This is a genomic window from Tolumonas osonensis, assembly GCF_014202415.1.
Lineage (GTDB): Bacteria > Pseudomonadota > Gammaproteobacteria > Enterobacterales > Aeromonadaceae > Tolumonas > Tolumonas osonensis.
Window position 1 is genome coordinate 309,141 of the sequence record NZ_JACHGR010000002.1, and the last position, 26,937, is coordinate 336,077.

The 26,937-nt window shown below is 45.2% G+C and carries 28 protein-coding genes; 10 read left to right on the top strand and 18 right to left on the bottom strand.

Going from position 1 to position 26,937, the window contains the following annotated elements:
* Positions 1 to 5: 5 nt before the first annotated feature.
* Positions 6 to 716 (bottom strand): energy transducer TonB, encoded by a 711-nt coding sequence (locus tag HNR75_RS03915; RefSeq protein WP_188025713.1) that lies wholly within the window; start codon positions 714 to 716, stop codon positions 6 to 8.
* 225 nt (positions 717 to 941) lie between these two features.
* Here HNR75_RS03915 and ydfZ point away from each other — a divergent pair, with 225 nt between their 5' ends.
* On the top strand, positions 942 to 1,142 hold the full coding sequence (gene ydfZ / locus HNR75_RS03920) for a putative selenium delivery protein YdfZ (RefSeq protein ID WP_015878883.1): 201 nt from the start codon (positions 942 to 944) through the stop codon (positions 1,140 to 1,142).
* Positions 1,143 to 1,289: 147 nt separating this feature from the next.
* Here the strand turns inward: ydfZ and HNR75_RS03925 are convergent, their stop codons facing one another.
* A complete protein-coding gene (locus HNR75_RS03925) occupies positions 1,290 to 1,730 on the bottom strand; it encodes a nuclear transport factor 2 family protein (protein ID WP_246358723.1) in 441 nt (146 codons plus the stop codon).
* A gap of 265 nt (positions 1,731 to 1,995) precedes the next feature.
* Here HNR75_RS03925 and HNR75_RS03930 point away from each other — a divergent pair, with 265 nt between their 5' ends.
* A complete protein-coding gene (locus tag HNR75_RS03930; protein ID WP_188025714.1) occupies positions 1,996 to 3,084 on the top strand; it encodes an AbrB family transcriptional regulator in 1,089 nt (362 codons plus the stop codon).
* Between the two features lie 70 nt (positions 3,085 to 3,154).
* Positions 3,155 to 4,444: a molecular chaperone gene (gene yegD, locus HNR75_RS03935; RefSeq protein ID WP_188025715.1), complete on the top strand. Its 1,290-nt coding sequence runs from the start codon at positions 3,155 to 3,157 to the stop codon at positions 4,442 to 4,444.
* Here yegD and HNR75_RS03940 read toward each other — a convergent pair.
* Positions 4,437 to 4,697, bottom strand: coding sequence for a hypothetical protein (locus HNR75_RS03940; protein WP_188025716.1), 261 nt, complete (start codon positions 4,695 to 4,697; stop codon positions 4,437 to 4,439). The genes yegD and HNR75_RS03940 overlap by 8 nt on opposite strands.
* Positions 4,698 to 4,708: 11 nt before the next feature.
* The gene (locus HNR75_RS03945) at positions 4,709 to 5,419 is read right to left on the bottom strand and encodes an SDR family NAD(P)-dependent oxidoreductase (protein WP_188025717.1); all 711 of its coding nucleotides are present in this window, start codon (positions 5,417 to 5,419) and stop codon (positions 4,709 to 4,711) included.
* 419 nt (positions 5,420 to 5,838) lie between these two features.
* On the opposite strand from HNR75_RS03945, the gene rpiB (HNR75_RS03950) reads away from it, so the two are divergent.
* The 4 genes from rpiB (HNR75_RS03950) to HNR75_RS03965 all read left to right on the top strand — a co-directional run bounded on the left by rpiB (HNR75_RS03950) (position 5,839) and on the right by HNR75_RS03965 (position 9,335).
* A complete protein-coding gene (rpiB, locus tag HNR75_RS03950) occupies positions 5,839 to 6,306 on the top strand; it encodes a bifunctional allose-6-phosphate isomerase/ribose-5-phosphate isomerase RpiB (RefSeq protein ID WP_188025718.1) in 468 nt (155 codons plus the stop codon).
* A complete protein-coding gene (rpe, locus tag HNR75_RS03955; RefSeq protein ID WP_188025719.1) occupies positions 6,303 to 6,962 on the top strand; it encodes a ribulose-phosphate 3-epimerase in 660 nt (219 codons plus the stop codon). The genes rpiB (HNR75_RS03950) and rpe overlap by 4 nt, the downstream gene beginning before the upstream one ends.
* A 10-nt stretch (positions 6,963 to 6,972) precedes the next feature.
* Positions 6,973 to 7,632: a DUF4867 family protein gene (locus HNR75_RS03960; protein WP_188025720.1), complete on the top strand. Its 660-nt coding sequence runs from the start codon at positions 6,973 to 6,975 to the stop codon at positions 7,630 to 7,632.
* 110 nt (positions 7,633 to 7,742) lie between these two features.
* The gene (locus tag HNR75_RS03965; protein WP_188025721.1) at positions 7,743 to 9,335 is read left to right on the top strand and encodes a PTS transporter subunit EIIC; all 1,593 of its coding nucleotides are present in this window, start codon (positions 7,743 to 7,745) and stop codon (positions 9,333 to 9,335) included.
* An 82-nt stretch (positions 9,336 to 9,417) separates the two neighbouring features.
* Here HNR75_RS03965 and HNR75_RS03970 read toward each other — a convergent pair whose 3' ends face one another.
* Complete coding sequence (locus tag HNR75_RS03970; protein ID WP_188025722.1) at positions 9,418 to 11,451, bottom strand: glycoside hydrolase family 3 protein; 2,034 nt, start codon at positions 11,449 to 11,451, stop codon at positions 9,418 to 9,420.
* Between the two features lie 372 nt (positions 11,452 to 11,823).
* Here HNR75_RS03970 and HNR75_RS03975 point away from each other — a divergent pair, with 372 nt between their 5' ends.
* On the top strand, positions 11,824 to 12,255 hold the full coding sequence (locus HNR75_RS03975) for a YqaA family protein (protein WP_188025723.1): 432 nt from the start codon (positions 11,824 to 11,826) through the stop codon (positions 12,253 to 12,255).
* Here the strand turns inward: HNR75_RS03975 and alsK are convergent.
* The 7 genes from alsK to rpiB (HNR75_RS04010) form a co-directional block, all read right to left on the bottom strand.
* Complete coding sequence (gene alsK / locus HNR75_RS03980; protein ID WP_188025724.1) at positions 12,248 to 13,153, bottom strand: allose kinase; 906 nt, start codon at positions 13,151 to 13,153, stop codon at positions 12,248 to 12,250. The two genes, HNR75_RS03975 and alsK, sit on opposite strands and share 8 nt — an antisense overlap.
* A complete protein-coding gene (gene alsE / locus HNR75_RS03985) occupies positions 13,146 to 13,829 on the bottom strand; it encodes a D-allulose 6-phosphate 3-epimerase (RefSeq protein WP_188025725.1) in 684 nt (227 codons plus the stop codon). Before alsE ends, alsK begins: the two co-directional genes overlap by 8 nt.
* Positions 13,830 to 13,838: 9 nt before the next feature.
* A complete protein-coding gene (gene alsC / locus HNR75_RS03990) occupies positions 13,839 to 14,792 on the bottom strand; it encodes a D-allose ABC transporter permease (protein WP_188025726.1) in 954 nt (317 codons plus the stop codon).
* An 11-nt stretch (positions 14,793 to 14,803) separates the two neighbouring features.
* Complete coding sequence (alsA, locus tag HNR75_RS03995; RefSeq protein ID WP_188025727.1) at positions 14,804 to 16,336, bottom strand: D-allose ABC transporter ATP-binding protein AlsA; 1,533 nt, start codon at positions 16,334 to 16,336, stop codon at positions 14,804 to 14,806.
* Between the two features lie 84 nt (positions 16,337 to 16,420).
* Positions 16,421 to 17,353 (bottom strand): D-allose transporter substrate-binding protein, encoded by a 933-nt coding sequence (gene alsB, locus HNR75_RS04000; RefSeq protein WP_188025728.1) that lies wholly within the window; start codon positions 17,351 to 17,353, stop codon positions 16,421 to 16,423.
* A 423-nt stretch (positions 17,354 to 17,776) separates the two neighbouring features.
* A complete protein-coding gene (alsR, locus tag HNR75_RS04005; protein ID WP_188025729.1) occupies positions 17,777 to 18,655 on the bottom strand; it encodes a transcriptional repressor AlsR in 879 nt (292 codons plus the stop codon).
* Positions 18,656 to 18,948: 293 nt separating this feature from the next.
* The gene (gene rpiB, locus HNR75_RS04010; RefSeq protein ID WP_188025730.1) at positions 18,949 to 19,401 is read right to left on the bottom strand and encodes a bifunctional allose-6-phosphate isomerase/ribose-5-phosphate isomerase RpiB; all 453 of its coding nucleotides are present in this window, start codon (positions 19,399 to 19,401) and stop codon (positions 18,949 to 18,951) included.
* A 344-nt stretch (positions 19,402 to 19,745) separates the two neighbouring features.
* On the opposite strand from rpiB (HNR75_RS04010), the gene HNR75_RS04015 reads away from it, so the two are divergent.
* The gene (locus HNR75_RS04015) at positions 19,746 to 19,928 is read left to right on the top strand and encodes a YqaA family protein (protein WP_223157747.1); all 183 of its coding nucleotides are present in this window, start codon (positions 19,746 to 19,748) and stop codon (positions 19,926 to 19,928) included.
* Positions 19,929 to 19,940: 12 nt separating this feature from the next.
* On the opposite strand, the gene HNR75_RS04020 is transcribed toward HNR75_RS04015, so the two are convergent.
* The gene (locus tag HNR75_RS04020; protein ID WP_188025731.1) at positions 19,941 to 20,933 is read right to left on the bottom strand and encodes a Gfo/Idh/MocA family protein; all 993 of its coding nucleotides are present in this window, start codon (positions 20,931 to 20,933) and stop codon (positions 19,941 to 19,943) included.
* An 84-nt stretch (positions 20,934 to 21,017) separates the two neighbouring features.
* Positions 21,018 to 21,365 (bottom strand): hypothetical protein, encoded by a 348-nt coding sequence (locus tag HNR75_RS04025; RefSeq protein ID WP_188025732.1) that lies wholly within the window; start codon positions 21,363 to 21,365, stop codon positions 21,018 to 21,020.
* A 145-nt stretch (positions 21,366 to 21,510) separates the two neighbouring features.
* On the opposite strand from HNR75_RS04025, the gene HNR75_RS04030 reads away from it, so the two are divergent.
* Positions 21,511 to 21,948 (top strand): Rrf2 family transcriptional regulator, encoded by a 438-nt coding sequence (locus HNR75_RS04030; RefSeq protein WP_188025733.1) that lies wholly within the window; start codon positions 21,511 to 21,513, stop codon positions 21,946 to 21,948.
* A 76-nt stretch (positions 21,949 to 22,024) separates the two neighbouring features.
* On the opposite strand, the gene hpxK is transcribed toward HNR75_RS04030, so the two are convergent.
* Genes hpxK through HNR75_RS04050 form a run of 4 tightly spaced genes read right to left on the bottom strand, consistent with a single transcriptional unit; the run spans position 22,025 to position 26,937 of the window.
* Positions 22,025 to 23,239, bottom strand: a complete 1,215-nt coding sequence (hpxK, locus tag HNR75_RS04035) for an allantoate amidohydrolase (protein WP_223157748.1) — start codon at positions 23,237 to 23,239, stop codon at positions 22,025 to 22,027.
* A 1-nt stretch (position 23,240) separates the two neighbouring features.
* A complete protein-coding gene (locus tag HNR75_RS04040; RefSeq protein WP_188025735.1) occupies positions 23,241 to 24,482 on the bottom strand; it encodes a pyridoxal-phosphate-dependent aminotransferase family protein in 1,242 nt (413 codons plus the stop codon).
* A gap of 13 nt (positions 24,483 to 24,495) precedes the next feature.
* Entirely contained in the window at positions 24,496 to 25,314 is an 819-nt protein-coding gene (locus tag HNR75_RS04045; RefSeq protein ID WP_188025736.1) for a TSUP family transporter, read from the bottom strand.
* A gap of 18 nt (positions 25,315 to 25,332) precedes the next feature.
* Entirely contained in the window at positions 25,333 to 26,937 is a 1,605-nt protein-coding gene (locus HNR75_RS04050; protein WP_223157749.1) for a gamma-glutamyltransferase family protein, read from the bottom strand.

Here is a 26,937-nt window from a genome sequence, read left to right on the forward strand (position 1 = left end):
TTTCATCAGCTCCTTAACTTGAACGAAACGGGCACAATCACCCAGCCTTCAATCGATTGATTACCCTGCTTCGCAGGTACAAAACGCCAGTTCCGTACGGCCGTTAATGCCGCATCATCCAGACGGGAAAACCCGCTGCTTTTAAACAATTGCACGCTCAATGCCTTGCCTACGGTCGAAACATGGACTCTGAGTTTTACGATCCCCTCTTCTTCCAGCATCCGCGAACGACGCGGATAGACAGGGGCCGGATTTGATAAGTAGGCCGCATTAAATCTGGGGGCTTCCACCGGTGCCGACGCTGTTTCGGCTTTCACCGGCGCCGGTTTTGCCGGCTGAACCGGTGCAGAAACGGCCGGTGTCACTATCGGTTTTTGCTGCAGCGGAGCCTGTGTCACGACAGGTTTCGGTTTTTTGAGTGGTTTCGGTTTCACCTTGACCGGAGATGGCTTTTTCACTTCCGGTGGTGGTAATGGCAGAGATTCAGGTTCGGCCTCTGCGACCGGTTGAGGCTCAACAACCGGCTCAGGTTTAGGATCTTCCACTGGCGTTACCCAGCGCACGGTTAATGGCATAGCCACCGTCATTTCCGGTTTAACCGCCGCTGACTGATAGTGCAGCATGCCGGCCAACACCAGTCCGTGCAGGAGCACAACGCCACCGAACACCGGCAAGCCCAATCGATTTTGTGGATAAGAAACAGCGTCGTAGATCATGATTGCCGGATCGGATGTCGATTAAATCTGTGAGGCAAATCATATGACAAACAATCAATAATGAGAACCATTATTATTTGCAACAATAGAGAAGTCAGTTTCGATTGAACAAAAAAACATCATTCAGGGCAAAAATCGGAATTTTTTTGATCTAAAACAGATACAAGTGATGCCATAAGCGTACGCTGATCACAGTTTTTCTGGTGCATAAGAAAGGAGGTTAATATGGCTAAAATTTATGACCGGAATCGCAACCTGCTGTCAGCAGGACAACGAGTAATGATTGTGGGTACCGGTGAAATTGATGTGCTGGAAACAGCGCTCACCGATGGTCTTACATCATCTCAGGCTGAACGCTCAAAATGTGTTCTGCTAACTCACGCTCAGGAAAGGTATGCACCGATTGAATTAGTCAAACTTGGCTGAATCAATCCACTCATGATTTCAGGCCGGTTTTCTCCTGATTGATCAAAACAACAGCCTGAAAGCTGAGACATACATTCCAAGCTGTATCAACCTGACAGTGACTGCCTTCTACGACGTAACTGTCAGGTCATGAAGTCTGATATCCGCTTATGGGTTTATGCGTACGGCCTGACGAGCCAGCAACTTCCACTCACCCGCCGCCTGTTTTTGCCACACTTGCAACACTTTCAGCGCCACCTGGCCTGGTTTACCGGAATCATTGGTCGTCGCAGATAAGGTATGACGAATAACTGCAGTATCTCCGGTCACTTTTACGGTTTGATCCATAATGTTCAGCGTTACAAAATCAGAGGCGCCTTTCATCAGATCACCAATAAAACTTTCTTTGGTATCCAGTCTGCCGCTGGAATGACCATAGCTCAGATCATCCAGCACCAACGCGTTCAGTCCATCCGTTGTCGGGTCGACCATCTGCACTCTTAACTGTTCAGCCGCTGAAGTCACATCCGTATTTTGTGCGTTTGCAACAGGAATAAACCAGGCAGCAGAGCAAATAGAAGCAACACACAGAAATTTCTTTAACATCATGATTCTCCGAATCTGTATCTATTAATGAATAAGTTTTTTTGCCGGCAGAAGAACCATACACAAAATGAAATAATGGATCGATATTTATAAAACGTTGTTTCATAAATTTGTGATGCACGATGTCTTTTGTACTGTCAGACATCACTCAACAAGAAGCAGACACACATGTTCCCCACTTCTGCTTTGTTAAATTCATATAAATTTTCTGCATCACCAGCACAAAAGCGTATTATTTCAGTCTGGAATAGCACAGATTGGAACCACCATGCTCAACGGTAACTACCGACCTGAAAATATGAAGCCGGTTATTCAGTGGCCATTGCTAATGATCCTCTCGGCAGTTTTTGCGTTTTGTCTGCAATGGATAAAACTGCCGGGTGCGCTACTGCTGGGCCCGATGCTGGCCGGTATTGTCTGGAGTTTAAATGGCGGTACGCTGCAGCTTCCCCGTAAATTATTTATCGCCGCACAAGCCATCATCGGTTGTCTGGTGGCGCAGTCGATCTCATCCGGGATGCTTTCCACCTTTGCCCAGCACTGGCTACTGTTTCCATTTATTGTGTTCTCGACTATCGCCGCCAGCAGCCTGATGGGCTGGGTGATCAGTAAACTCAATGTACTGCCGGGGACCACCGCGATCTGGGGTTCCTCGCCCGGTGCCGCAGCAGCCATGGTCCTGATGGCCGAAGAATTTGGTGCCGATTCCCGGCTGGTCGCCTTTATGCAATATCTGCGGGTGATTGTGGTGGCCAGTGCCGCATCCATTATTGCCCGCTTCTGGGTTGATACCGGTGACATAACCGCTACGCCGATCGTCTGGTTCCCGCCCTTACAATGGGCCACCCTCCACACGCTGTTGCTGGCATTCGCAGGGATCATCATTGGTCGTCTGGCCCGTATTCCGTCCGGCGCCATGCTGGTTCCCATGATGCTGGGCATGGCACTGCAAAGCCGTCAGCTGATGACGATCGATCTGCCGGAATGGCTGCTCAGTATTGCTTATGCATTGATGGGCTGGCGTATCGGGCTAAGTTTTACCCGCGCGGTTCTGCAGCATGCAATCCGCGGGTTACCACAAATCATCCTTTCCATCGTGCTGCTGGTTGGGTTTTGTGGCGGCCTGGCCTGGCTGCTGACCAACCACTTTCATATTGATCCGCTTACAGCCTATCTGGCCACCAGCCCGGGTGGTATGGATTCCATCGCCATTATTGCCGCCTCCAGCAACAATGTTGATCTGGAGTTTGTCATGGCATTGCAGACTGCCCGTCTGTTTCTGGTGATTTTCATCGGCCCGGTACTGGCGCGGATGATCGCCCGTAAAACGATCGCCGAATCATCGTCCATCAGTTAAAGATTGTTGCTGGTGATAGCGGGAAGGTTGTGGTAACTTCGCCGACCGCTTTAAACGAGGACGATCTTTTATGTACGCTGGCCTGGACTTTGGAACATCAAACTCGGCATTAGGTATCTGGGAAGACAACCAGCCTAAACTGCTTTCTCTGGATAACGGCAGCCGTTTTATCTCCTCGACGGTTTATATCGGTAAATCGCAGCAGTTCATGCAACTGCGTCCGCAGGATCAGACTCTGGCCCACGCGATCAGTGGCGATGGCGAAAAGATCTTCGGTAAAGAAGCGATTGCCAAATTTCTGGAATCCCCGGAAGACGGTTTCTTCGTGAAATCACCCAAGTCATTCCTGGGCGCCCGCCTCAAACCTCAGCAACTGCATACTTACGAAAAAATTGTGCATCTGATGATGAACAATATCAAACGGCTGGCGGAAACACAGACGCACGCCCCGATTGATTCGGTCGTGATCGGTAAACCGGTGAAATTCCACGGCACACAGGGTGAAACCGGTAACCAGCAGGCCATCAAGGTGCTGACCTCTGCCGCCACCGATGCCGGCTTTAAAAATATCGAATTTCAGTTTGAACCGATTGCCGCCGCGCTGGATTACGAACGTTCACTGAATGAAAACCTGACCGCGCTGATCGTCGATATCGGGGGTGGTACCACGGACTGCTCCATGATCAAGGTCGGCCCGGCCTACCGGGAACTGACGGATCGGAATGAATCGATTCTGGGTTATTCCGGTGACCGTATCGGCGGTCTGGATCTGGATATCAAGCTGGCATTCCGCCAGTTGGCGCCGCTGTTTGGTAAAGATGAATTGCTGAAAACCGGCCTACCGACACCGGCGAATATGTTCTGGAATGCGGTGTGTATCAACAACGTCGATGCCCAGACCACCTTCTATTCCGCCGCCAATGGCCGTGAAATTCATAAGATGCTGCGTGATGCCCGCCCGGATTCGGTGCTGGATCGTCTGCTGCACATTTATGAAACCATGCTCAGTTATCACATCAGCCAGAGTGCGGAAGCGGCGAAAATTGCGCTTTCTTCTGATGAAGTCACCACGGTGGATCTCTCTTATCTGGAAGCCGGATTAGATACGAATATCAATCGTGAACAGCTGCAGACGGCGATCAGTAATGAGCTGAACAAGTTCATCGGGTTGATGCAAGAGGTTGAACAACAGGCACAGGTTGCACCGGATGTGATTTATGTAACCGGTGGTACCGCCCGCTCACCGATTGTCGATGCGTATATCCGCGCCGCCTATCCGCAGGCACGGATTGTGTTCGGGGATCTGTTCGGTAGTGTGGCCTCCGGTCTGACAACCTGGGCACACCGGATTTTCAGCTAAAACCCAACCACTGCCAAAATGACCGCCGCTGTTTCTGTTCTTTGACCCAGTTCAGCAATTCATTGTTTTGTATCCGGGTTTTCTTCTTTATGACCAGATAATACCCGGAATCCAGCGGCGGCTTTTTAATGATGTGATAACGAATCGATTTGATGAACCGGATCGCCTCTTTTTTATCGTTGGTTTCAAAGACCGGATATGAACCGGTGATCACATGACGATAAATCACATATTTACTATCTGTTTGCTGCATGGCTCACTCACTCAGCTGAATACGGGGATCCGCGCACCGCTCGTAGCATCTGAATGTAATATGTTTATCACTCCTGCCGCTACCACTTCCGGTGTACGAAGTTCGCCGCTTTCTTTCCGGTGAATGAAATAATCCACCGCCGGGAAGTCTTCTTTTTGTGAACTGCGGATCAGCACCTGCATATCGGTATCCATCACACCCGGATCAACATTCAGCACCACAAACGGGTTAGCTTCACTCGCCTGCTCGACCGCCACTGTGCGGATGTAGCTTTCCAATCCTGCTTTGGCAGAACAATACAACGACCAGCCGGAATAGGCTTTTAACGCAGCGCCCGATGAAATACTGACGATAACTTTCCGGCAGGCATGCGACTGGAAGTGTTTCATCACCTCACTCATAAAGAGGATGGCACTGGTAAAATTCGTATTGATATTTGCCAGCACCGCCATGGTATTTTTCTTCGACGTCGGCCCTATCGGACTGAGCGACGCTGCGTTGCTAACCACCAGAATTTCTTCCCACGGTTGTGCAGCAAGCTTTTCCAGATTCGATGTCAGCACTGGCAGCATCTGATCCGGCGATGAAAAATCGAGTTTGACGGAATAGGCGTGCGGCGCACTGCGGGAAAACTCCACCACCTGATAACCAGCCACCTGCAGTTTTTCTGCAATGGCATGCCCCAGGCCTTTGGAACCGCCACTGATAATTGCTAATTTCATCTTAATTCCTAGAGCTATCTTTGGATATGAATTGTCATCATATAAAAATAGCCAGCCTATAACGATATTTCATGCAAAAACACTAAAGTGATTATTTTTCTATAAAAGAAAAAAATGTAATGCTGCTCACAAAAACTTCACAACAAAAACAAAAGGCATAAAGATAACGATACCAAAGCAGTGTAATCAGCATCATATTATTTGACGAAGATCTCATTTTAACAAAAATAACAACCAATCAAGCCCATTGAAAAGGCTTCAAACAAAAACCAAAACACAATTATAACGTTATTATTCAATACGTTATCTGCATGGAACGGTTCTCACCGCAACAAACTTCATGCTTTTACTTTTTTATGTGAAGTGATATTGTGAAGTTATGGCTTGCCCATGTAGTAATAAAACTCAGCAGGTGACGTATGAAAATTGCATTTGGAAGTGATCATGTCGGCTATGAAATGAAGTGTGAAATCATGGCCTATCTAACAGAAAAAGGTATCGAATGTAAGGATTTTGGACCTTACACGACAGATCGGGTTGATTATCCTGATTATGCATTGGCAGTGGCTAACGCAGTGAATCAGGAAGCATTCGAAAAGGGCATTTTAATTTGCGGTACCGGTGTTGGTATTTCCATTGCAGCAAATAAAGTGAACGGTATTCGTGCCGTAGTGTGTAGTGAACCATATTCAGCCCAGCTTTCAAGACAACATAACAACACAAATGTACTCGCATTTGGAGCAAGAGTTGTAGGCATTGAGCTGGCGAAGATGATCGTTGACTGTTGGTTGGCAGGGCAATATGAAGGTGATCGCCATCAAATTCGAGTCAATAAGATTGCTGAAATAGAGAAACGTCAAGATGTAGTAGAAGGTGTTTGTTCATGATTAATATTTGTCCCTCTATGATGTGTGCTGATTTCACTAAGCTACGTGAAGAGATTACAGCCCTTGAAGCTGCAGGTGCGGATTTATTCCATATTGACGTGATGGACGGCAATTTTGTTCCTAACTTTGCTATGGGCTTCGAAGACATTAAAGCCATCTCAAAACTGGCAACTATACCTTTCGATTTGCATTTGATGGTCAATGAACCTGACCAGTTTATTGAACGCTTTGCCGCGACTGATGCAAAAATAATTTATGTTCATGTGGAAGCTTGTACTCATCTGCATCGGACTATTATGAAGATCAAAAAAGCAGGAAAATTGGCCGGGGTGGCTATCAACCCGGGAACGCCACTAACTGCGCTTGATGAAATTATTACGGATATCGATTATGTGTTAGTCATGTCTGTTGATCCTGGTTTTGCAGGGCAAAGCTTCATTTCATCAAGTATTGATAAAGTTCGACGTTTGAAAACAATGATCGCAGAGCGTGAACTGAATATAAAAATCAAAGTAGATGGTTCAATTAATAAGGAGAATGTTCCCCTGCTTTATGCGGCTGGTGCGGAGTATTTTGTTGTTGGAACCGCAGGTGTATTTAGGGATGGCTTTGACTATGCCAAAAATATTAACATATTGAAAAACTCAGCAATCTAATAGGATCACCATGAACTTGCTTAGTAACTTACAATATATGAATGAAGATATGAATATTGTTTCTGTGCTTGATGAGAAATTTAAGTGCTATGGTTCTGTGTTAAATGGATATAATTTTGATGAAATAATTAAATATTCTTTAATAAATATCCAACTTCCAGAATTTGGCAACTTATATGAGCCAGCAATTCCTGCCATTTCTGAATTTGAAGAGATCAAAAATATCAAAAGCAAAGTTTATGGTGAATTACCTATTCAGGCCGGTTATGTAACCGGCCATAATCAATCACTGACTGGATTAGAATATCACCAGGGAAGTGAAACGATTATTGCAATAACAGATTTGATATTGATATTGGGGAAAAGGCAAGATTTAATTGATGATTGTTTTTTATCTGAAAAGGCAGAGGTGTTCTTTGTTAATGCAGGGCAAGCCGTAGAGCTGTATGGAACCACACTACACTATACACCGTGCAAAACATCATTAGAGCCATTTTTGGCTGTAGTTGTATTGCCTGATGGAACAAATAGACCATTATCAGAAAAAAGAAACGAAAGTCTTTTGTTTAAGAAAAATAAATGGTTCATCACTCATACATCTGAAAAAGAAAAAGTCAAGAATGGTGCATTCCCTGGGTTACTGGGGAAAATAATAAAGATTAAAATTTAATATTACATTTTCTGGCAAAAACTTTGTGTTCCACAACCAAATAAACAACAACTAATTTCAAACTTAAATTAACCATCTGTTGTGACTTATGTTTCACAAGGGGAAACCATATGCAAAATTCGTTTTTCAGTATAATGCAAAGAGTTGGTAGATCTTTTATGCTACCCATTGCGTTACTACCCGTAGCTGGACTGATGTTAGGATTTGGAGCTTCATTTACCAATGCAACTAATATTGCGGCATATGATTTAGAAAGTATTCTTGGCAATGGGACTGTATTGCACTCATTACTTAGTGTAATGAAAAGTGCAGGTAGTATTATATTTTCAAATTTACCTATTTTGTTTGCCATAGGTGTTGCCATGGGTATGGCAAAGAAAGAAAAGGAAGTTGCTGCTATTGCTGCTGCTATCGGCTATTTCATTATGCACGCAACAATCAATGCAATGCTTGACCTAAACGGCTTACTGCTCCCAGGTACATTACCAGAAGGTTCAGTTGGCACAACTATCGGTATACAGTCACTTCAGATGGGTGTATTCGGTGGCGTTATTGTTGGATTAGGTGTTTCGATATTACATAATAAATTTTATCAAATTGAATTACCTACCACATTCTCATTTTTTGGTGGAACAAGATTCATCCCCATCATTACTGCAATAAGTTATCTCTTTGTTGGTATTACCATGTTTTTTGTGTGGCCAGTTATCCAGCACGGGATCCTTATGCTCGGCGATTTAGTAAATAAGTCAGGTTATGCTGGTACATTTTTATATGGCTTTACAGAACGAGCATTAATTCCGTTTGGGCTACACCATGTATTCTATATGCCATTCTGGCAGACGGGGTTGGGTGGTACAGAAATCATTGATGGTGTATCAGTATCTGGTGCACAAAACATATTCTTTGCTGAATTGGCAAGTCATAACGTTGACCACTTCTCTGTAGAAGCAACACGATTCATGGCTGGTAAATTTCCATTTTATTTGTTTGGGATTCCTGGTGCCGCTCTTGCTTTATACCGAACAGCAAAACCAGAAAATAGAAGTAAAGTCTTGGGTTTATTATTATCAGCAACTTTAACTGCGATCCTGACTGGCATCACTGAACCAATTGAGTTTTCATTCTTGTTTGCCGCACCATTATTATATGTTCTCCATTGTTTAATTGCTGGCATGTCATTTATGCTCTGCCATATCTTCAATGTTGGCGTAGGCCAAACATTCTCCGGCAGTTTAATTGACTTCATTCTGTTCGGGGTTTTACAAGGTGAGCACAAAACCAGTTGGTTAAATGCAATCTTTATTGGTTTACCTTTATTTCCTCTATATTATTTTGCGTTTAGTGGATTAATTAAAAAGTTTCAATACAAGACACCTGGTCGCGAAGACAACGTTGATGATGTTAAGTTGTACACAAGAAAAGATGTCGAAGAAAGAAACAACTCCAAAGAAGCAATATCAGCTTCAATCATTGATGCTTTAGGTGGAAGGAACAATATCAGCGACTTGGATTGTTGTGCTACAAGATTGCGGATCACCGTTTCTAACTCTAGTTTAGTTAATGAACAATCACTGAAAGAAACTGGAGCTAAAGGCGTGATAGTCAAGGGCAACGGAGTTCAAGTTATATATGGCCCTCATGTCAGCAATATCAAATCCAGATTAGAAAACTATTTAGACTTAGAACTAGATCCTGCTTAATTAGCGACTACCTATCTGCTCTTTTATGTAATCCCTATATCCAGTCTTGGATATAGGGATATACACGGAACCCAGGTAGAAATTAATAGGACAGACCGAACCCGTAAGTAAACAGCGGGTCAACCGAATCGTGTGGCACATCGGATTGCTGATTCTCTACTGCGCTCCAGCTGGAAGGCAATTCAAATGGCAATTTACCCTGCGCTTTGACTTTGCCGGTCAGAACATCAAAGAAAGCTGTATCCAGCGCACCAAAGTTGGCCAGAATGACATCGGCACTATCTTTGATTTCCGTCAGAATGGCCGGACGATCCAGATAGACTGAAACAATCGACGGTACACCTGCCGCTTTCGCTGCCTTAATCACCGCATAATCTTCACTGCCGGTATAAACACCAGGATGAACGCTGTCATGCACTACACTTTCCGCATCCGAATAGCCTAACTGGCCGAAATGAACGCTGCCAAACGGATAATGTGGATCGGTTTCATAAGGCGCATTGGTACGGATAATGGCCAGATCTGCCTGTGCGATATCGGTTACAACGGTAAATCCGTATTGCGCGGCAACTTCTGCATTCACGTTATACAGATAAACCTTTTTCGCGGTATCACTGATTGGCAGTAATGCGCTGTCATTCTTCAACAGAACATGGGCTTTACTTTGCGCAGCTTGTGCTTTTTCCTGGAAGGTGCTGTTACCCACCAGCGCTACTGCCGCATCAACATCCACATACGGATTTTCAAATAATCCCTGCTGGAATTTCTGAGTCAGGATCCGGTTTGCCGATTCATTGATTCTATCCTGTGTTAACAGGTTATAATTCACCGCCGCCAGTAAATAGGAAGGATCATCGACGCCGCCGAATTGATCGACACCCGCATCGACTGCTTTCACATACCGGTTCTCAATACTTAAATCTTCGACACCCCATGGGATCCCGAATTTATAGAAGAAGCTCCAGGCACTGACGCCAGCGTCGACTTGCTCATCGGTGATGCCATCAACGCATTCGTCATAACAGTCATTCACAATCAGCCAGTCACTGAGAATGACGCCTTTAAACCCGAACTCACCGCGCAAAATACCGCTGAGAACCTGTTTGTTAAAACCAAACCCGACCGCTTCGATTTCTTGCCCGTTGTAAGTGACGTCCATCGGCTTGCCATAATACGGCATGACAGACGCGACTTTGGCATTAAATGCCCCTTCAAACGGCACCAGGTGATAGGCAAACTGATTCCCCGGATAAACCTGCTCTTTGCCATAGGCATTATGCGGATCCAGACCATCCTTCTGCGGACCACCACCCGAGAAATGTTTGACGACAGTGGCAACGCTATCTGCTTTCAGACCATCACTACCATGCTGGAAGCCTTCGATATACGCCTGAACCAGGCTTTTGGAGACCTGGTTATCCTCACCGAATGTTCCGTTGATTCGCCCCCAGCGCGGTTCCGTTGCCAAGTCGGCCTGAGGAGATAACGCGATCTGGATACCTACTGCCCGGTATTCCTGCCGAGCAATATCACCGAACTCCTCCACCAGCGCCGGATCATTGATTGCCGCCATACCCAGTGTTTCCGGCCATTGAGAAAACGAACCGGCGCTGACACTCGTGGCATTAGGGTCATTGGTAAAATGGTTACGGGGATCGGTGCTAATACTGACCGGGATACCCAAACCAATGCTTTCTGCCGCTTCCTGCAAGGTATTATTGTCAGTAGCGATGAGTGCCGGATCACCCGCCATGCGCGTGATAAAGGTATTCACAAAGCGCTTTTTAAGCACATCATCCATCGCGGTAGCATCGACACGCCCGGATGACAGAGATAATGTCCCGTGCAACATCAAACCCACTTTCTGTTCCAGTGTCAGTCTGCCGGTCAAATCTGCGGCACGTTCTTCTGCACTCAGGCGCCAATCTTCATACGGAGTCAGTTTTCCATCACGGTTAAGGTCTTTAAACTGATATCCATCTGCATTGATGATTGAAACGGAACGGGTACCCAGAACAGGCTGAGTATATTTTGCTGAGTCGGAGTCTGAACCACATCCGGATAACAATGCTATCCCGGTCAAACCGGCTATAGGAAGTGCATATTTTCCTTTCATGTATCGCGTCCCCACACAAAGATTATCGACATAGAGCGGGTCTACATTAGGGCAAAATGCATGGCCTTAATTGGCATCTAAAGACAATAATTTAGCATTCGGGTGCACGATTATGATTGTGTGACACACGTTTACAAATTCATACACCGGTGTCAGAGATGATGAGATGATCCAGAAATAGCCCGAACAGGCTTGCCTGCGATTCGATCCCGAGTTTGGCAAAGATATGTTTGCGGTGGTTTCCCCAAAAGTAGAAAAACCTTCATGTATAATTTGTCGCTACGATTTATACCGCGCCTAATAAGGAACACCAGCAATGACCATCAGACTCATGACCTGCAACAATTGCCCGCCTCTCTGGCTGGCGGCTAAATGATCGAATTATCCGTTTATGCGGGGTTATTTTTTGTTGCCCTGCTCTCCGCCTCTATCCTGCCATTGCAATCCGAAGCCGTACTCGTTGGCTTGTTGCTGAGTGAGTCACATCCGGTCTGGCTGTTACTGGTTGTTGCCAGCACCGGCAATGTGCTCGGCTCTTTGCTGAACTGGTATTTGGGAAAATATTTGCAGCATTTCCAGCATCGCCGCTGGTTTCCGGTCAAACCGACACAGCTGGACAAAGCCAGCCGCTGGTATCAGAAATACGGGAAATGGTCACTCCTCCTCAGCTGGGTGCCGGTTATCGGCGACCCACTGACGGTGATGGCCGGGATATTGCGTGAACCTGTCCTGCCCTTTCTGCTGCTGGTGACAGTCGCGAAGGTTTCACGCTATCTGGTGTTGGCGGGGATTACGCTTATTTAGACAAATCCAATGCCATACGCGCGGCACCGATCGCCCCATTGAATGATGAAGATGAAGCTTTCATAAACTTCACTTTTTCATACGGCAATGGTTTTCGCATATGTGTTGATACCCGCCGAATCAACTCCTCCAATGGGAAATTAGCCATATCAAGAACGCCGCCACCTAAAAGTGCTACATCCGGATCAAACAAGTTAATACCGGTTGCAATGGCCTTGGAACAGCTATCGATTAAAGTCTGAATAACCGGTTCATCCAACGCGTATGTGAAAATATCATCAATAGGATATGACCTGGTTTCGCTTTCATACCAACGACGAAGCGCTACGCCGGAGCAATTGGTTTCAACACAACCATGATTGCCGCAACCACAGGTAGCCGAATGATCGCCATATGGAATATGACCCAGTTCCCCCGCGACACCATGCGCGCCAACAAATGGCGCACCATTGAACCAGATGGAAAAGCCAAACCCAGTCCCCAAATAGAAACCAAGTACCAGATTATTTTTTAATTGATGCTCACTGACATCATAAAAAAGTTGCAAATTAACATCACGCTCTAAAATCACACGACAAGCAAAATGCTCTTCCAATTTTTCAGCTAAACCATGAAAGTCTGAAGATTTGCATGGTAAGTTAGGCACTGAAATGATTGTTTTTTTATCATTTGAAACCGATGCAGGAAAACCAATAACAATATTGGAGACCTGCACATTATGTTTTAATAGATAAGTATTAATAAAGTGGATCAGCCCATCAACTAGTCCATTACTCACAACACTAATAGTTTTCTCTTTTGTTGTCTCAATTACCGTCCCATCCGCTGCCAGCAGACAAATCCGGATATGGGTTGCCCCCATATCCACACCGACAGAAACTCTTTTTGAATTATCCATGTAACACCTCATTTCTGGCAGCATCAATCTGTTGCTCCATGATGGTCCAGGCATCCCCTAACTCTGGTGCATTATTAAATAATCCGGAAGTTCCAACTATAAAGACATCTGCGCCAGCTTTAATTAATTGTTTATATGTTTTTGGATTACATGAACCGTCAATCTCTATTTCATAATTTAAATTATTTTCTTCACGATATTCCTTGAGCTGTTTGATTTTATCCAGCATTTCAGGAATAAAACTTTGGCCAGCGAAACCAGGATCAACCGTCATAACTGTTATCTTATCTACTCGGTGAATATAATATTTTATCATTTCAATTGGCGATTCTGGGTTCAGAATCAATCCAACCTTCATACCTAGCGATTCGATTTTCTCAATCAGCCTGAATGCTTGTCCGGATAGTGTTTCCGGATGAAGTGTAATGTAGTCAGCACCAGCTTTAGCTAATGGATCTATATAATCCTGAGGATTAGTCACCATGAGATGACAATCCAATGGTTTTTTAGCGACTCTCTTAACCTGCTGAACAAAAAATGGTGATAAAGTCAGATTTGGGACAAAATGCCCATCCATAATATCGATATGGAAATAATCAGCATGTTGATCAATAAATTCAATCTGTTCTTTAAAGTTCAGTAAATCCATACACATTAATGAAGGAGAAATTTTCATTTTTAACCTCTATTTACTGATCAGTCTGTCTAATGCAACAGCTGCAATGATTAATCCGCCCATTACGACCAATTGGTAATAAGTCTGAACTTGAAGAATGTTAAGTCCGTTATTAATAGTCCCGATAATCAAACCGCCAATAACTACCGAGAAAATTCTGCCCTTACCACCAAAGAAGCTTGTTCCACCAATAATTGCGCTGGCAATTGCATATGTTTCAAAACCAATACCCGCTAATGGTTCAGCAGCTCCCAGGCGTGCAGTTGATACAACACCAGCTAAACCAGCACATATACCAGAAATGATAAACACAACTAATGTATAAAATTTAACATCAATACCGGAGAAAAATGCTGAGTTTTTGTTACCACCTAATGCATAAATGTTTCGTCCAAGACGAGTTTTAGTCGTGATAAACCAAAGTATCAAGGCAACAATAATTGAGAAGATGACAGGAACAGGAATACCAACAACATTACCGGCGAAGAAATTTACGAAATCAAATGAGAAACCATACACAGAGTTCGCATCTGAAATGACAAGTGTTACCCCACGGAAGATAGCATTAGTACCAAGAGTAATAATAAATGGATGCAAGCCAGTCCAGTTTACAAGGCAACCATTTATAGCGCCTAGTGCACCGCCAACAAATACGCCACCAATAATTGCTGCAAGCACTGGATCCACGCCAGCAAGCATCAACTTGGCTGTCACCATGCCTGACAAAGCCAGAACAGCACCGACAGACAAATCAATACCGGCAATCAAGATGGCAAAAAATTCACCCATCCCGATTAAAACCGTTACAGAACTTTGAACAAATATCTGAGTAATATTATTGGCTTTTAAAAAATATTCGCTGGATATCGCTCCAAAGATCGAAACGATAATAATCAGGATAAAGAATGTTCCATACTTATCCCAGAATTGAGAAAAGTTAAATTCTGATTTTTCTTTTTCCATTTTTTAAGCCTCTACTCTTGTGGTAATGCCCATTTCATAATCTCCTCTTCTGTAACCTGATCTGTGTTGTCCATTAACTGTGTTAATCTACCTTCACAGAAAACAGCGATCCGATCACAGACAGCCATGATTTCTGGTAATTCAGATGAGACCATCAGTATGGTTTTTCCCGAATCGGCCAGTTTTCTCATTACTTTATATATTTCAGCTTTTGCACCAACATCAATGCCCCGGGTTGGTTCATCAAATATCAGCACAGAGGGTTCACAGCATAGCCATTTCGATATAATGACTTTTTGCTGATTACCACCAGATAATTCTTTAATATTCTGATCAACGGAGCTACATTTCAGTGCCAAGAGTTTTCGCTGTTCTTCGGCTATTTCTTTTTCTTCTTTGGTATTAAACAAGCCAAATGCTCCTTTAAACCCTCCATCTTTTAGACTTTTGGAAATGGCCATATTTTGAGCTATTGAGAAATTATCAAAAAAACCATTTTCCCTACGACTTTCCGTAATGTAGCCCATACCCTTCTTAAGGGCATCTAGTGGAGATTCAGGAGTAATATCTTCTCCATTCAAAATCACTTGTCCGGATTTTTTAGGTTCGGCACCAAAGATGCAGTTCATAAATTCAGTTCGACCAGACCCAACCAAACCAGCAAATCCGAGTATTTCCCCTTTGTTCATTTTAAAGGATATATCTTTTACTCGTTTATTATCTTTACTGGTTATATTTTTCACTTCAAAAGTAGGTTGCTGATCGATTGCTTTTGTTTCTGACTTCAGGCCGGTAAATTTATTCTGAATATCTCGACCAACCATCATCTTTATAATGTCGTCGTTCGATACGTCTTTTATAAATCCAGAATAAACACTACTACCATCTTTCATAACAGTGTAGCGATCACAAATACGCCTAATTTCATTTAGTTTATGTGAAATATAAATAATCGCCTTCCCCTCATTTTTTAACTGATTCATGATCAAGAAAAGATATTCGACTTCTTTATTCGTTAATGATGAGGTTGGTTCATCCATAATAATCACTTCTGCATTCAGCATCAGTGTTTTAGCAATTTCCAGCATTTGTTTCTGGCTAATAGAAAGATTGGCTACTTTCTCATAAAGATCAACCTTCAGGCCAATGCGCAACAACATAATGGCAGCTCTGTTTTGCATCTCAGCCCAGTCAACAACCTCTATGCCAAACACTTTCTTTGTTGGTAACCGGCCAATGAACATGTTTTCAAGAACGGTTAATTCATCAATAACGCTTAACTCCTGATATATAATGCCAATCCCTAAATCAGCAGCCAGCTTATGATCCAATTTATCGTATTCATGTCCCAAAATTGTGATTTTACCAGAGCTTGGGTCATGAATGCCGGAAAGAACTTTCATCAAAGTTGATTTCCCTGCACCATTTTCCCCTAGCAATGCATGTATTTCATGGCTATAAATATCTAAATCAACAGATTTCAACGCTTGAACCGGGCCAAAATTTTTAGCTATTTTTTCCATTTTTATATATGGCGTGGTCATAACATTCTCCAGCCGGAATCAGGGACGACAGCTGATGTCGTCCCAGTTTTAAATTTAATAAGTACTATATTTTAAAAGAGATAATTATTTGGTAACCAAAATTGAATCAACCGTTTCAAATTTAGGTTGTTCAGTTAATGGAATTATTTTTCCTGATTTAACTGACTCAACTAATAATCTCAGACCTTTTGCGCCAATTTCAGCAGGATTCTGAGCCACAGTTGCTGTCATCTGTCCATCAGCAACCATCTTGCGGGCTTCAGGAATACCATCTGTTCCTACAACCAGGATCTTGCCGGTTTTACCTGCGTTAGTAACTGCCTGAGCAACACCCATCGCCATAGTGTCATTGGCGCAGTAAAAGGCTTTCAGGTCCGGATTACGTTGCAAAACGTTTGTTGCCACATCCAGCGCTTTGATACGATCCCAGTCAGCTGGCTGGCTGGCGACAAGTTTTATTGCGGAATTTTTGCTAAACACATCCGTTGCACCATTCTTACGGGCTTCACCGGAGGCATTACCTGCTTTCCCTTCGATAATGGCGACTTCCCCACCTGCGGCACCCAGCTGTTCAACAATAAAGTTGGCACCACGTGCACCTACGGCAACGTTATCAGTTGTGATAAATGCTTCGACATTGCCTTTTGCTTTTGCAAGGTTATCCATATCAATTTTTTCATCCAGGTTTACCAGATGGATACCTTTTTGGTATGCCTTGGCAGCTGGAACAACAAGGTTAGCCGCAGATAGAGGCGCAAAAGCGATACCTTTGTAATCTTTATTAGACAAATCTTCGAAAAGTTGCAGCTGTGACTGGAAATCGCCTTCAGAAGGTGAAGCAAAAACATCCACGCTAACACCTAATGTTTGCGCTTCTTTTTCAATCCCTGATTTCATTTCCACCCAGAAAGGGTTAGATAAAGTTTTCAGGATAACTGCGTAATCAGCAGCTTGAGCGGCTCCGGATAACATCAAACCACATGTGGTAGCAGCAACAACTTTCAGTAACTTATGCATGGTGTATCTCCTGCGTTTTCAGATTAGTTGTATCAGCGTTTGCTCGTATTTCGTGGCTCTGCTTACTACCAACATCAAAATCAGAGGCTCGCGAAAGTTCACGAAATTAAATCTATCAGTAAAGTTTTAGCTCTACAATGGCGTGAGATGATCTACTTCACAAATAAAAAACATTTCGTAAACAACAAGTGAGACCTATAAAAAACACTCTCAAACGAGTTCATGTATAAAATTTGAAATCGGTTACATGGCGAATTCAGATAAAAAAATACTTATCGGCTCTATAACCAAAACAGAAGATTAGTGATGAGATGAATCCGAAGAAGAAGAGATGAAGCCAAGCGCAGAGAAATATACAATTCACAAAATCCCGAAATCAGAATAAGTTTCCGGGATTATGGAAATTAACGAGCAGCAAGGGGATTAATCAACCGATCCTTTACCATGCAGATGTCTGACAACTTTAGAGCCTCGCGCAAGTTTTTCACGATTATTGTCATGATCCTGCAATAAAATGGCGATGAATAACACATCAAGAAGATTCAACTGGACAATGCGGGCAACTGCGTTTTGTCCCAAAAGAATACCACCTTTAGCTGGGCTGAATATGGCAATATCCGCTAACTGAGCCAACGATGATATGTCATTATTAGTAATACAGATGATCTTCGCTTTCCGTTGTTTCGCTATTTCAACTGCTTTTAATAATTCTCGTGTATCTCCGGACTGGGAAATAACAATAACAACATCAGACTCATCAAGTTGAGCTGACACCATCAGCATCATATGAAAATCACTATACGCCCTGCTCAGTATGCCGATACGAAGTAATTTATGTTCGAAATCCTGGCACACAGCTGATGAACCGCCAACACCAAAAATAGTGACGTGTTTGGCCTCAAATATACATTTAGCCGCCTTTTCAATTAACAGAGGATCCGCAACTGATCGAGCTTCTTTCATTGCCTGGATTGAATTAGCGAACACCTTATCTAATACAGATTCAACACTATCGGTTGACTCAATCTCTCTCTCACTGTTCTGGGGTAACGAATCGAGGTACTCTGCCAAAGCTTGTCTTAGTTCTCTGTAACCCGCAAAACCTAATTTTTTAGCCAGCTTCACAATTAATGGTTCAGAAACTTCAAGTTGTTCTGCGACTTCCTTGATACTTGTTTTTGCATTAATATTACCTTTTGACAGTAACCATTCGGCAATGAGCCGCTCAGTATTACTAAGACCAGGCAAAGCCATACGAATTTTAGCGCCGGTAGCTAACGCATCAAGGTTACTATCAATCATATATTGAGCTCTCTGCATATTTTAAATACAACTTATTATATCTTTCTATAAGATTTCATCAATCTATATACCCAATATAATACGTTATTTGATATATTTATCATAACATCAAAATCATATGTGAGTTTTTAATTTTTCTTTTTCTGATGTATGAATGATAAACCATTATATTTTTTTCATCTCCAGAATATCATATCCCTGAAGCACAGAACTATTTAGATTTTTACCCTTTATTGTCCCAAATGTTGTCATGAATTTAATTCCTTATTTTATAGCTGGTTATCCCATATATATCATTGTGTGGATTGTGATTTTTCAATAGCCTTGATTTTGTCAACCCTGCCCTGATGCCGTCCACCCTCATAATTAGCCTGTAACCAATGATCTACTATCATTTTAGCCAGTTCGATCCCGATAACCCTTGCGCCAAATGCCAGAATATTTGTGTCGTTATGTTGACGAGATAATTGGGCTGAATAAGGTTCGCTGCAAACGACCGCTCTTATTCCATTCACTTTATTTGCAGCAATAGAAATACCTATACCCGTACCACAGATCAGTATCCCTTTGTCATATTCTCCATTAATAACGGCTTTGGATACTGCCACAGCAAAGTCAGGATAATCAGCTCTCTCTGTACTGTATGGACCAAAGTCTTTACATTCGATCCCCTTTTCAATCAGATAAGCCATAATGTCACGTTTCATCTCATACCCGACATGATCACTTCCAATTGCAATCTTCATCTTTCACCTGTCTTTTTTCATTAAAAAAGGATAATCCGTAAACCAACCTCTTTCAGGCTATCACTTCACGCGACAAAGTAAAGGCGTGAAGGTTTGTCATTAGGCCGAGCCAACCCATGCGTATCAATATGATTTAAATGGAAAAAGTGTAATTCTGTGAATTTCAAAACTTATAACATTGAATAAAAAATGCATACTATGTGATATCAATCAAAATATTTCTGACTAAAATCTCGTCTAAAAAGCCATCAAACTTCACAAAAAACATTTAACAAGTGAAAGGTGTGTGGCTATAGAGGGAACCATACTGACCAAGCAATGTAGACTTTTATCTACATATCCAAATGCCACAAGATCAATGGTTATACGGAAAATGGTCACTTCTCCTCAGCTGGGTGCCGGTTATCGGCGACCCGCTGACGGTGATGGCCGGGATATTGCGTGAACCTGTCCTGCCCTTTCTACTGCTGGTGACAGTCGCGAAGGTTTCACGCTATCTGGTGCTGGCGGGGATTACGCTGGGCTAATGCCCAGCGGTTTTACTTTCCGCTGTCTGATGCGAATTCAATGCCGGCTGTTTTTCTGGCCTTGGTTAAAATATTCATCACAGCGATGGAGTGATCGAGGTTTTTATAGCAGGCCTCATAGTCATTATTCATAAACATCGAACAGAAGGCAGAAAGTTCATAAACCATATGATTTTCATATTTATTATGATTGGTCTCTGTCAGTTCATTATCGATATAACTTTCAACCGCCTTGCTGGTATTAGGTGCGCTCGTCAGCCGGACGTAGCCCTTTGTTCCCTGGACCGTCGCATGACTCGGGCTTTGCGAGTCTTTTGCGCCACAGCATACCGCGATAAATTCAGGGTATTGAAGCAACAGGACGCCGGAGGTATCAATGCCGTTAAATCCTTTATTAACAACATATTCCATAGAGAGCGGCTCGCCAAACAGCGCACAGGTGAAGTGCACATTGTAGATGTTGATATCATACAGCGCGCCGCCGGACAGCGCCGGATCAAACGCAGGCAATACGATACCATTCAGGTATTGAGGATAACGGCTTGAATACTGCGAGTAGTTGCACTGCACCAGTTTGATATCGCCAATTTCTTTTACCTTTTCCTTAAGATATAAAAAATTAGGCAAATAAAGCATGGTGATCGCTTCAAATAAAAACAGCTTTTTACTTTTGGCCAGATCGGACAATACCTTTAACTCATTGCTGTCAGAGGTAAAGGGCTTTTCACATATGACATGCTTGTTATTATTCAGCGCCGACAAGGCATATTCATAGTGAAAACTATTGGGTACGCCGATATATACAATGTCAATGTCAGGGTCTTTCAGGAAAGCATCATAATCCGTATACAGCTTCCTGATGTTGTATTCCTGCATCAGTTCTTTCGCTTTCTCAGCCGATCTTTCCTTTACAAAGATAGCCTCGCAGACGATATCCGGGACATTGCGTATCGCATCCAGACAGCTTTTGACAATATTTCCTGCACCGATCAGACCGATTTTCATAGGCGTTCATCCTCATTCGCTATAACCGGATACGATAGCACACAATCACTAAAGCGCTATGGTCCGGTCATACCGGATCAGGGATCACATGCATCCGCCACAGGAACTGCAACGCCAGTCAGCGACATTCACGGCCTGATAAAACCAGCGGAAAAACGCTTCTTCTACCGGAATGTCATTGTCGATAAAACACTGGCTGAGCCAATCGATGTTATCAACAATCCACTCGTCTTCCTTTAACCCTTCCTCCCAGTCCGGATCATCCTCAAACAGATAACTGAAGTTACCGAATGTGCCCATGTCATTGACCGCCGTGGTTTCCGGCAACACAACTTCCTGATCATTGAAACTGATTTCCCAGTGTCCCAGACACAGGGTATGTCCTTTAGCGCTCCACTCGGCACGGAATGGATTTTCATCGTTAACAGGCATCACAACGCTCCGCTGGTCGTTTTGTTAACGTATTTTTATCATTTGTTAACACGCTGTTATTGATATTCATCAAATATGCATTCGAAATATCTATTTCATGCCAGGCTGTGATATATTTTTCATGTGATACAAACGGGTGCCTGAAATGAAATTAACCACTTATACCGACTATGGCCTGCGGGCTCTGATGTTCATGGCATGCCTGCCGCCGGGGTCACGCAGCAGTGTGAACGCCATCAGCGAACATTACGGTATTTCCCGTAATCACATGGTCAAAGTCGTCGTACAACTGTCGAGTCTGGGCTACCTGAATTCTTTGCGCGGAAAAAACGGCGGCATCACGCTGGCCCGAGCCCCGAAAGATATCCGCATTGGCCAGGTGATCCGGGATCTGGAAAATAACCTGAATGGTGTGGACTGTAATTCTCCCGGCTGCAAACTGATTCCTGTCTGCCGTTTAACCCGTGCGCTGAAAACCGGGATGGAAGCCTTTCTGATCGCCATGGATGAATTTACGCTGGCAGATCTGGTTCATGGCAATGCGGAACAGATCATTGCTATTTTGAAAATCGAGAGCGATTAAAACTACCCCATCCAGTGATGGCCAGACCTCCGGTTTCTGCAGATGAGCCCCGTGGAACGTCCACGGGCAACAAAAGTTAATGGAAATCTGAAAGGAAATGCATCAGCGCCTGAAGCGCCAATTCAATATCAGCAACCTGAACTGACTCTGCGGGGTTATGGCTGATACCGCCTTTACAACGCATAAAGAGCATGCCGACTTCGCACAATGCCGCGATGGCAATAGCATCGTGTCCGGCACCACTGGCGAGACTCATACTCCGGCCTTGTACTTTCGTCACGGCGTTCGTCAGTTTCTCTTGCAGCAAACCCGCACATGGCGTGGCATCCGAGCTGTAAAAACAGTCGAAACCGAGCTCTAATCCTCGTCGGGTGGCGATTTCTTTTGCTTCTTTGAGTATCTCAAAAAGCGCGGCATCACGTTGCTGATTATCCGGCGCCCGGATATCTAGCGTAAATGAGACTTCCGAGGGGATCACATTCACCGCACCGGGGTGACACGCGATTTTTCCCACAGTAGCCACGACATCAAATTCTTTTGCGATGAATTCTGCTGCCAGAATCAGTTCACTGGCACCGACCAACGCATCTTGTCGTAATGACATAGGAACCGTTCCGGCATGTCCGGCCACACCTTTAAACGAGAAATTCAGTCTTTTGGCGCCATTGATCGCAGTGACAACACCTAAAGCGAGGTCGGTTGACTCAAGTAACGGGCCTTGCTCAATGTGCAATTCCAGATATCCAATAAAATCATCCGGTTTTCTTTTAGCCTGATGAATCAGCTCCGGCACCAGACCAAAATCACGTAAAGCCTGCGCGAGCGAAATGCCATGGCTGTCTTGTTTATCCAGCCAGTCATCCCCCCAGCTTCCGGTCAGCCCCCGGCTGCCCAGCAAGGTCACACCAAAGCGGACTCCTTCTTCATCACCGAAACCAACCACTTCGATGGCAAAAGGAAACCGCTTATTTTGCTGATGCAAGCGAGAGACCAGCTCAATTGCCGTGATAACGCCCAGCATGCCATCGTATTTACCGGCATTACGCACAGTATCCAGATGTGAGCCGAACAACAAGGCGGGGGCTTCCGGTTCTGCTCCTTCATACCGTCCGCAAATATTGCCAACGGCGTCCTGCCAGACATGCATTCCGGCATCGCGCATCCATTCTCCCACCAGCTGATTGGCTTGCTGATGTTGTTCTGAAAGATAGACGCGCGTTAACGCATCAGTATCTTCACTGAGGAGAGCCAGCTCATTGCAGCGCTCAAAAATGCGGATGCCTGCTTCCATATCAAATCTCCGCAGATGCATAGACATCCCATGCTGCCTGCAGCGCAGCACCCTGAGCCGTTTTAAAACTGAACCGGTTTAATACCGCTTCCAGCGCAGACAGTGTCATCAGAACGGTATCTTTACGTGCGTTGTAACCCATGGTACCAATACGCCAGATTTTGCCGTGCAGCGGACCAAACGAGGTGCCAATTTCGATACCAAAATCGTTCAGCAAGGTCTGGCGGATCTGTTCGCCGTGCACATTCTCAGGAATATAAACACCCAGAACGTTATTCATTTTGTGTTTCAGGTCGCCGAATGGTTTTAATCCCATGCCCTGAATACCGGCAAGCAGTGCATCACCATGCAGCTTGTGACGGGCAATACAGGTATCGATGCCCTCCTGGAGAATGATGCGGGCACATTCCCGGGCGCCGAATAACATGCTGGTCGCTTCGGTATGATGATTCAGGCGTTCCGGTCCCCAGTAATCCATGATCATGCCGAGATCGAAATAGTTGGAATAGATGATCTCATCACAGCCGTCCTGATGAGTGGCGTTACGAATCCCCTGCTCTACATGTTTGCGGTTCCGGACCACATCGGCAAAACGATCGCTTAATGTCACCGGCGAGCTGCCTGACGGACCGCCCAGACATTTCTGTAATCCGGCAGAAACAGCATCCAATCCCCAGGCATCGACTTCCATCGGATTGCCGCCGAAAGAAGCGGTTGCATCGGTATAAAACAGCACGTCGTGACGACGGCAGATTTCACCGAGTTCCGCCAGTGGTTGCAGCATGGTGGTCGAAGTATCGCCCTGAACGGTGAGTAATGCCCGTGGTTTGATCGTGATGATCGCATCTTCCACCATTTGCGGATCAAACACTTCGCCCCATGGTACCGAGATGGTATGCACTTCGGCACGGCAGCGACGGGCAATTTCACAGAGCAGATCACCAAAACGGCCAAAGACCGGCACCAGCACCTTGTCGCCAGGGCGGATTGCCGACACCAGCATGGCTTCGATCCCGGCGCGCGAGGTGCCATCGATCAGGAATGTCCATTCGTTATTGGTTTTATAGAGTGCACGATACAGCGCCATGGTCTGGTTCATATACTCGGTCATCGCCGGATCATACTGACCGATCAGTTGTGATGACATGGCGCGTAATACACGCGGATCAGCGTTGATCGGACCGGGCCCCATCAACAGACGAGCAGGAGGATTGATTTGATCGAAAGCCTGAATATCTAACATTGTCGGATTCCTCTTACAGCACCGAAAACAGCATACGGGCACCGGTAAACGCTAATGCCACCGCAAAAACTTGTTTTAAACGAACAGGATTTAATTTCTGCCCCAAACGCACGCCCACAGGAGCAAACACCACGGACATAGGGACAATGCAGGCAAAGCCAAGCAGATTGACCAGACCAATCGTGCCATACGGTGCATCTGCAGGAGTCGTTCCTGTTGCCAGCATAGTGATGGCGCCCGGCACCGAGATCAGTAAGCCGATTGCGGATGAGGTGCCGACGGCACGATGAGGCGGATAGCTACAACTGGTCAGAATTGGCACACTCAGCGTGCCGCCGCCAATACCGATCATGACGGAAACCGACCCGATCACCATGGCAATGAGTGACTGCCCGGCCTTGCCAGGTAATTCAGCGGCGAAGGGTTTTGCTTTGGCTCGGAATAACATATTCAATGAAACCAGCATGGCAAGGCTGCCAAACATCGCAGTCAGCCAGATACCACCAAAGTGCGTAGCCAGTGCCGCGCCGGCCAGTACGCCAATCAGCAGGAATATCCCCCAGCGTTTGAGCAAATCCGTATCTACATTGCCTCGCTTCTTTTGTGAGCGGATAGACATGATGGAAGTTGGGATCATTGCCGCCAGAGAAGTCCCTGTTGCCAGCAAAATGGCGTGTTGCGGCGCTACATCAAAACTCTGAAAGGTGAAGTAAAGCACCGGCACCATGACGATACCACCGCCCACACCCAGCAACCCGGCCAGAATACCGGCCACGACACCAGTCATGACCAATGCCAATAAAATCGGGGCAACAGATTGAATCAATTCCACGTAAATTCTCCGGAGAAGTTAATTAAAAAATTCGGCTGGCATAACGCCAAAAGAATCTGAAAGCGCAGCGCCGTCAGAACGGGGGTCGGTTGCCAGATCAACCACGCCGGCTTCGGTTGCTGAAATCGCCCCGGCATGTCCCATCAGTTCCGAACAGGCAGGGATCGGTTGCATTTCATGTCCCCGTTGCTGCAGTGAAGAGAGAATAGGTTCTGGCATATCCGCTTCTATTTTCAGGTTATGGCTGTTATCACCCCAGGTTCGTCCCAGCAGCCAGCGCGGTGCAGCAACAGCTTCGCTGAGTGATAACTGCTGATAGAGATGACGCCAGATGATGGCCGCCTGAGTTTGCGGTTGTCCTTCCCCGCCCATAGTGCCGTAAGCCAAAATCCGGCCATCATTGAGATGCACCAGTGCCGGATTCAGCGTATGAAATGGCTGAATATTGCCTTTCAGTTCATTGGTGGCACCGCGTTCCAGACTGAAACTGACGCCGCGGTTATTCCACAACAGGCCCAGTTCAGGGATGACCAGACCTGAGCCGAATTCCCAATAGATACTCTGAATAAAGCTCACCATTCGCCCATCTTTATCGCGCGCAGCCATCCAGATGGTATCGCCTGGTATGGCCGGATTTGGCCAAGGTGCAGCCTGATTTAGATCAATCTCTGCGGCCAGTTTTTGCAATGCCGGTTCCTGTAACCAGCGACTGATATCTTTAGTCGCCACCGAGGCATCCTGTGCTTCGGCATTGCGCACGCGGAAAGCCTGTTTGGTCGCCTCCACCAGCAAATGCAGTTGCGTACTGTCATCCAGTGATGAGTCAAAACAGCGATCAAACAGTGCCAGAATCAGCAGTGATGCAATGCCCTGCGTTGGTAACGGCAGGTTATAAAACCTGCCTTTGCTGGTCGTGACAGATAAAGGCTCCATCTGACGTGCTTTGTAGGCCGCAAGATCAGCCTGCGTCAGCAGTGAGCCGGCTTTAGCTAAGGCGGCAGCAATACAATTCGCTGTTTGACCACGATAAAAATCATCGAGACCAACCCTGCTCAAATGTTGCAGCAAGTCAGCCAACGGCTCATTGCGTAATGTTTCACCCACCCTCAATACATCACCGTTTGGCAGATAACGATCGCTAAACCCCGCAACAGCTGATAACTCATTGATGGTTTTGCGACTGGCGGCCGCCAGACTTTCGGTCACTTTGATGCCGTTGCGAGCCAGATGAATGGCCGCATGCAGGATGTTTTCCAGCCCGATCCCGGTTTGCCACTTCTCACTCATTTCCAGCGCCAGTTGCCAGCCGCTGACAGTGCCTGCCACGGTTAATGCCGCGGCACTGCCACGGGATGGGATCTGTGCATAATTTCGGTTCTGATACCAAGCTGCAGACGCTTGTGCCGCGCTGACACCTGCCGCATTAATGGCAACAGGTTGCTTACCGGGCTCATGGATCAGCCAGAAACCATCGCCGCCCAAACTGTTCATGTGTGGATACGCGACGGCAATCGCGGCAGCGGCGGCCACCATCGCTTCAATCGCAGTGCCACCGTTTTTCAAAATCGCCATACCCGCTTCGGACGCCTGAAAATGAGAGGCAGTAAAGGCTAATTGCTTCAT

Excerpts from the sequence above, each read along its gene's own strand:
- HNR75_RS03915 (WP_188025713.1), bottom strand. The coding sequence starts at position 716 with ATGATCTACGACGCTGTTTCTTATCCACAAAATCGATTGGGCTTGCCG.
- rpe (WP_188025719.1), top strand. The coding sequence starts at position 6,303 with ATGATTAATATTTGTCCCTCTATGATGTGTGCTGATTTCACTAAGCTA.
- alsA (WP_188025727.1), bottom strand. The coding sequence starts at position 16,336 with ATGACCACGCCATATATAAAAATGGAAAAAATAGCTAAAAATTTTGGC.
- HNR75_RS03925 (WP_246358723.1), bottom strand. The coding sequence starts at position 1,730 with ATGATGTTAAAGAAATTTCTGTGTGTTGCTTCTATTTGCTCTGCTGCC.
- alsK (WP_188025724.1), bottom strand. The coding sequence starts at position 13,153 with ATGGATAATTCAAAAAGAGTTTCTGTCGGTGTGGATATGGGGGCAACC.
- HNR75_RS04040 (WP_188025735.1), bottom strand. The coding sequence starts at position 24,482 with ATGTTAGATATTCAGGCTTTCGATCAAATCAATCCTCCTGCTCGTCTG.
- HNR75_RS04030 (WP_188025733.1), top strand. The coding sequence starts at position 21,511 with ATGAAATTAACCACTTATACCGACTATGGCCTGCGGGCTCTGATGTTC.
- hpxK (WP_223157748.1), bottom strand. The coding sequence starts at position 23,239 with ATGGAAGCAGGCATCCGCATTTTTGAGCGCTGCAATGAGCTGGCTCTC.
- HNR75_RS04015 (WP_223157747.1), top strand. The coding sequence starts at position 19,746 with ATGCCACAAGATCAATGGTTATACGGAAAATGGTCACTTCTCCTCAGC.
- HNR75_RS03940 (WP_188025716.1), bottom strand. The coding sequence starts at position 4,697 with ATGCAGCAAACAGATAGTAAATATGTGATTTATCGTCATGTGATCACC.
- alsE (WP_188025725.1), bottom strand. The coding sequence starts at position 13,829 with ATGAAAATTTCTCCTTCATTAATGTGTATGGATTTACTGAACTTTAAA.
- HNR75_RS03930 (WP_188025714.1), top strand. The coding sequence starts at position 1,996 with ATGCTCAACGGTAACTACCGACCTGAAAATATGAAGCCGGTTATTCAG.
- alsR (WP_188025729.1), bottom strand. The coding sequence starts at position 18,655 with ATGATTGATAGTAACCTTGATGCGTTAGCTACCGGCGCTAAAATTCGT.
- alsC (WP_188025726.1), bottom strand. The coding sequence starts at position 14,792 with ATGGAAAAAGAAAAATCAGAATTTAACTTTTCTCAATTCTGGGATAAG.
- alsB (WP_188025728.1), bottom strand. The coding sequence starts at position 17,353 with ATGCATAAGTTACTGAAAGTTGTTGCTGCTACCACATGTGGTTTGATG.
- rpiB (WP_188025730.1), bottom strand. The coding sequence starts at position 19,401 with ATGAAGATTGCAATTGGAAGTGATCATGTCGGGTATGAGATGAAACGT.
- HNR75_RS03965 (WP_188025721.1), top strand. The coding sequence starts at position 7,743 with ATGCAAAATTCGTTTTTCAGTATAATGCAAAGAGTTGGTAGATCTTTT.
- HNR75_RS04050 (WP_223157749.1), bottom strand. The coding sequence starts at position 26,937 with ATGAAGCAATTAGCCTTTACTGCCTCTCATTTTCAGGCGTCCGAAGCG.
- HNR75_RS04025 (WP_188025732.1), bottom strand. The coding sequence starts at position 21,365 with ATGCCTGTTAACGATGAAAATCCATTCCGTGCCGAGTGGAGCGCTAAA.
- yegD (WP_188025715.1), top strand. The coding sequence starts at position 3,155 with ATGTACGCTGGCCTGGACTTTGGAACATCAAACTCGGCATTAGGTATC.
- HNR75_RS04020 (WP_188025731.1), bottom strand. The coding sequence starts at position 20,933 with ATGAAAATCGGTCTGATCGGTGCAGGAAATATTGTCAAAAGCTGTCTG.
- HNR75_RS03945 (WP_188025717.1), bottom strand. The coding sequence starts at position 5,419 with ATGAAATTAGCAATTATCAGTGGCGGTTCCAAAGGCCTGGGGCATGCC.
- HNR75_RS03960 (WP_188025720.1), top strand. The coding sequence starts at position 6,973 with ATGAACTTGCTTAGTAACTTACAATATATGAATGAAGATATGAATATT.
- rpiB (WP_188025718.1), top strand. The coding sequence starts at position 5,839 with ATGAAAATTGCATTTGGAAGTGATCATGTCGGCTATGAAATGAAGTGT.
- HNR75_RS03975 (WP_188025723.1), top strand. The coding sequence starts at position 11,824 with ATGATCGAATTATCCGTTTATGCGGGGTTATTTTTTGTTGCCCTGCTC.
- ydfZ (WP_015878883.1), top strand. The coding sequence starts at position 942 with ATGGCTAAAATTTATGACCGGAATCGCAACCTGCTGTCAGCAGGACAA.
- HNR75_RS03970 (WP_188025722.1), bottom strand. The coding sequence starts at position 11,451 with ATGAAAGGAAAATATGCACTTCCTATAGCCGGTTTGACCGGGATAGCA.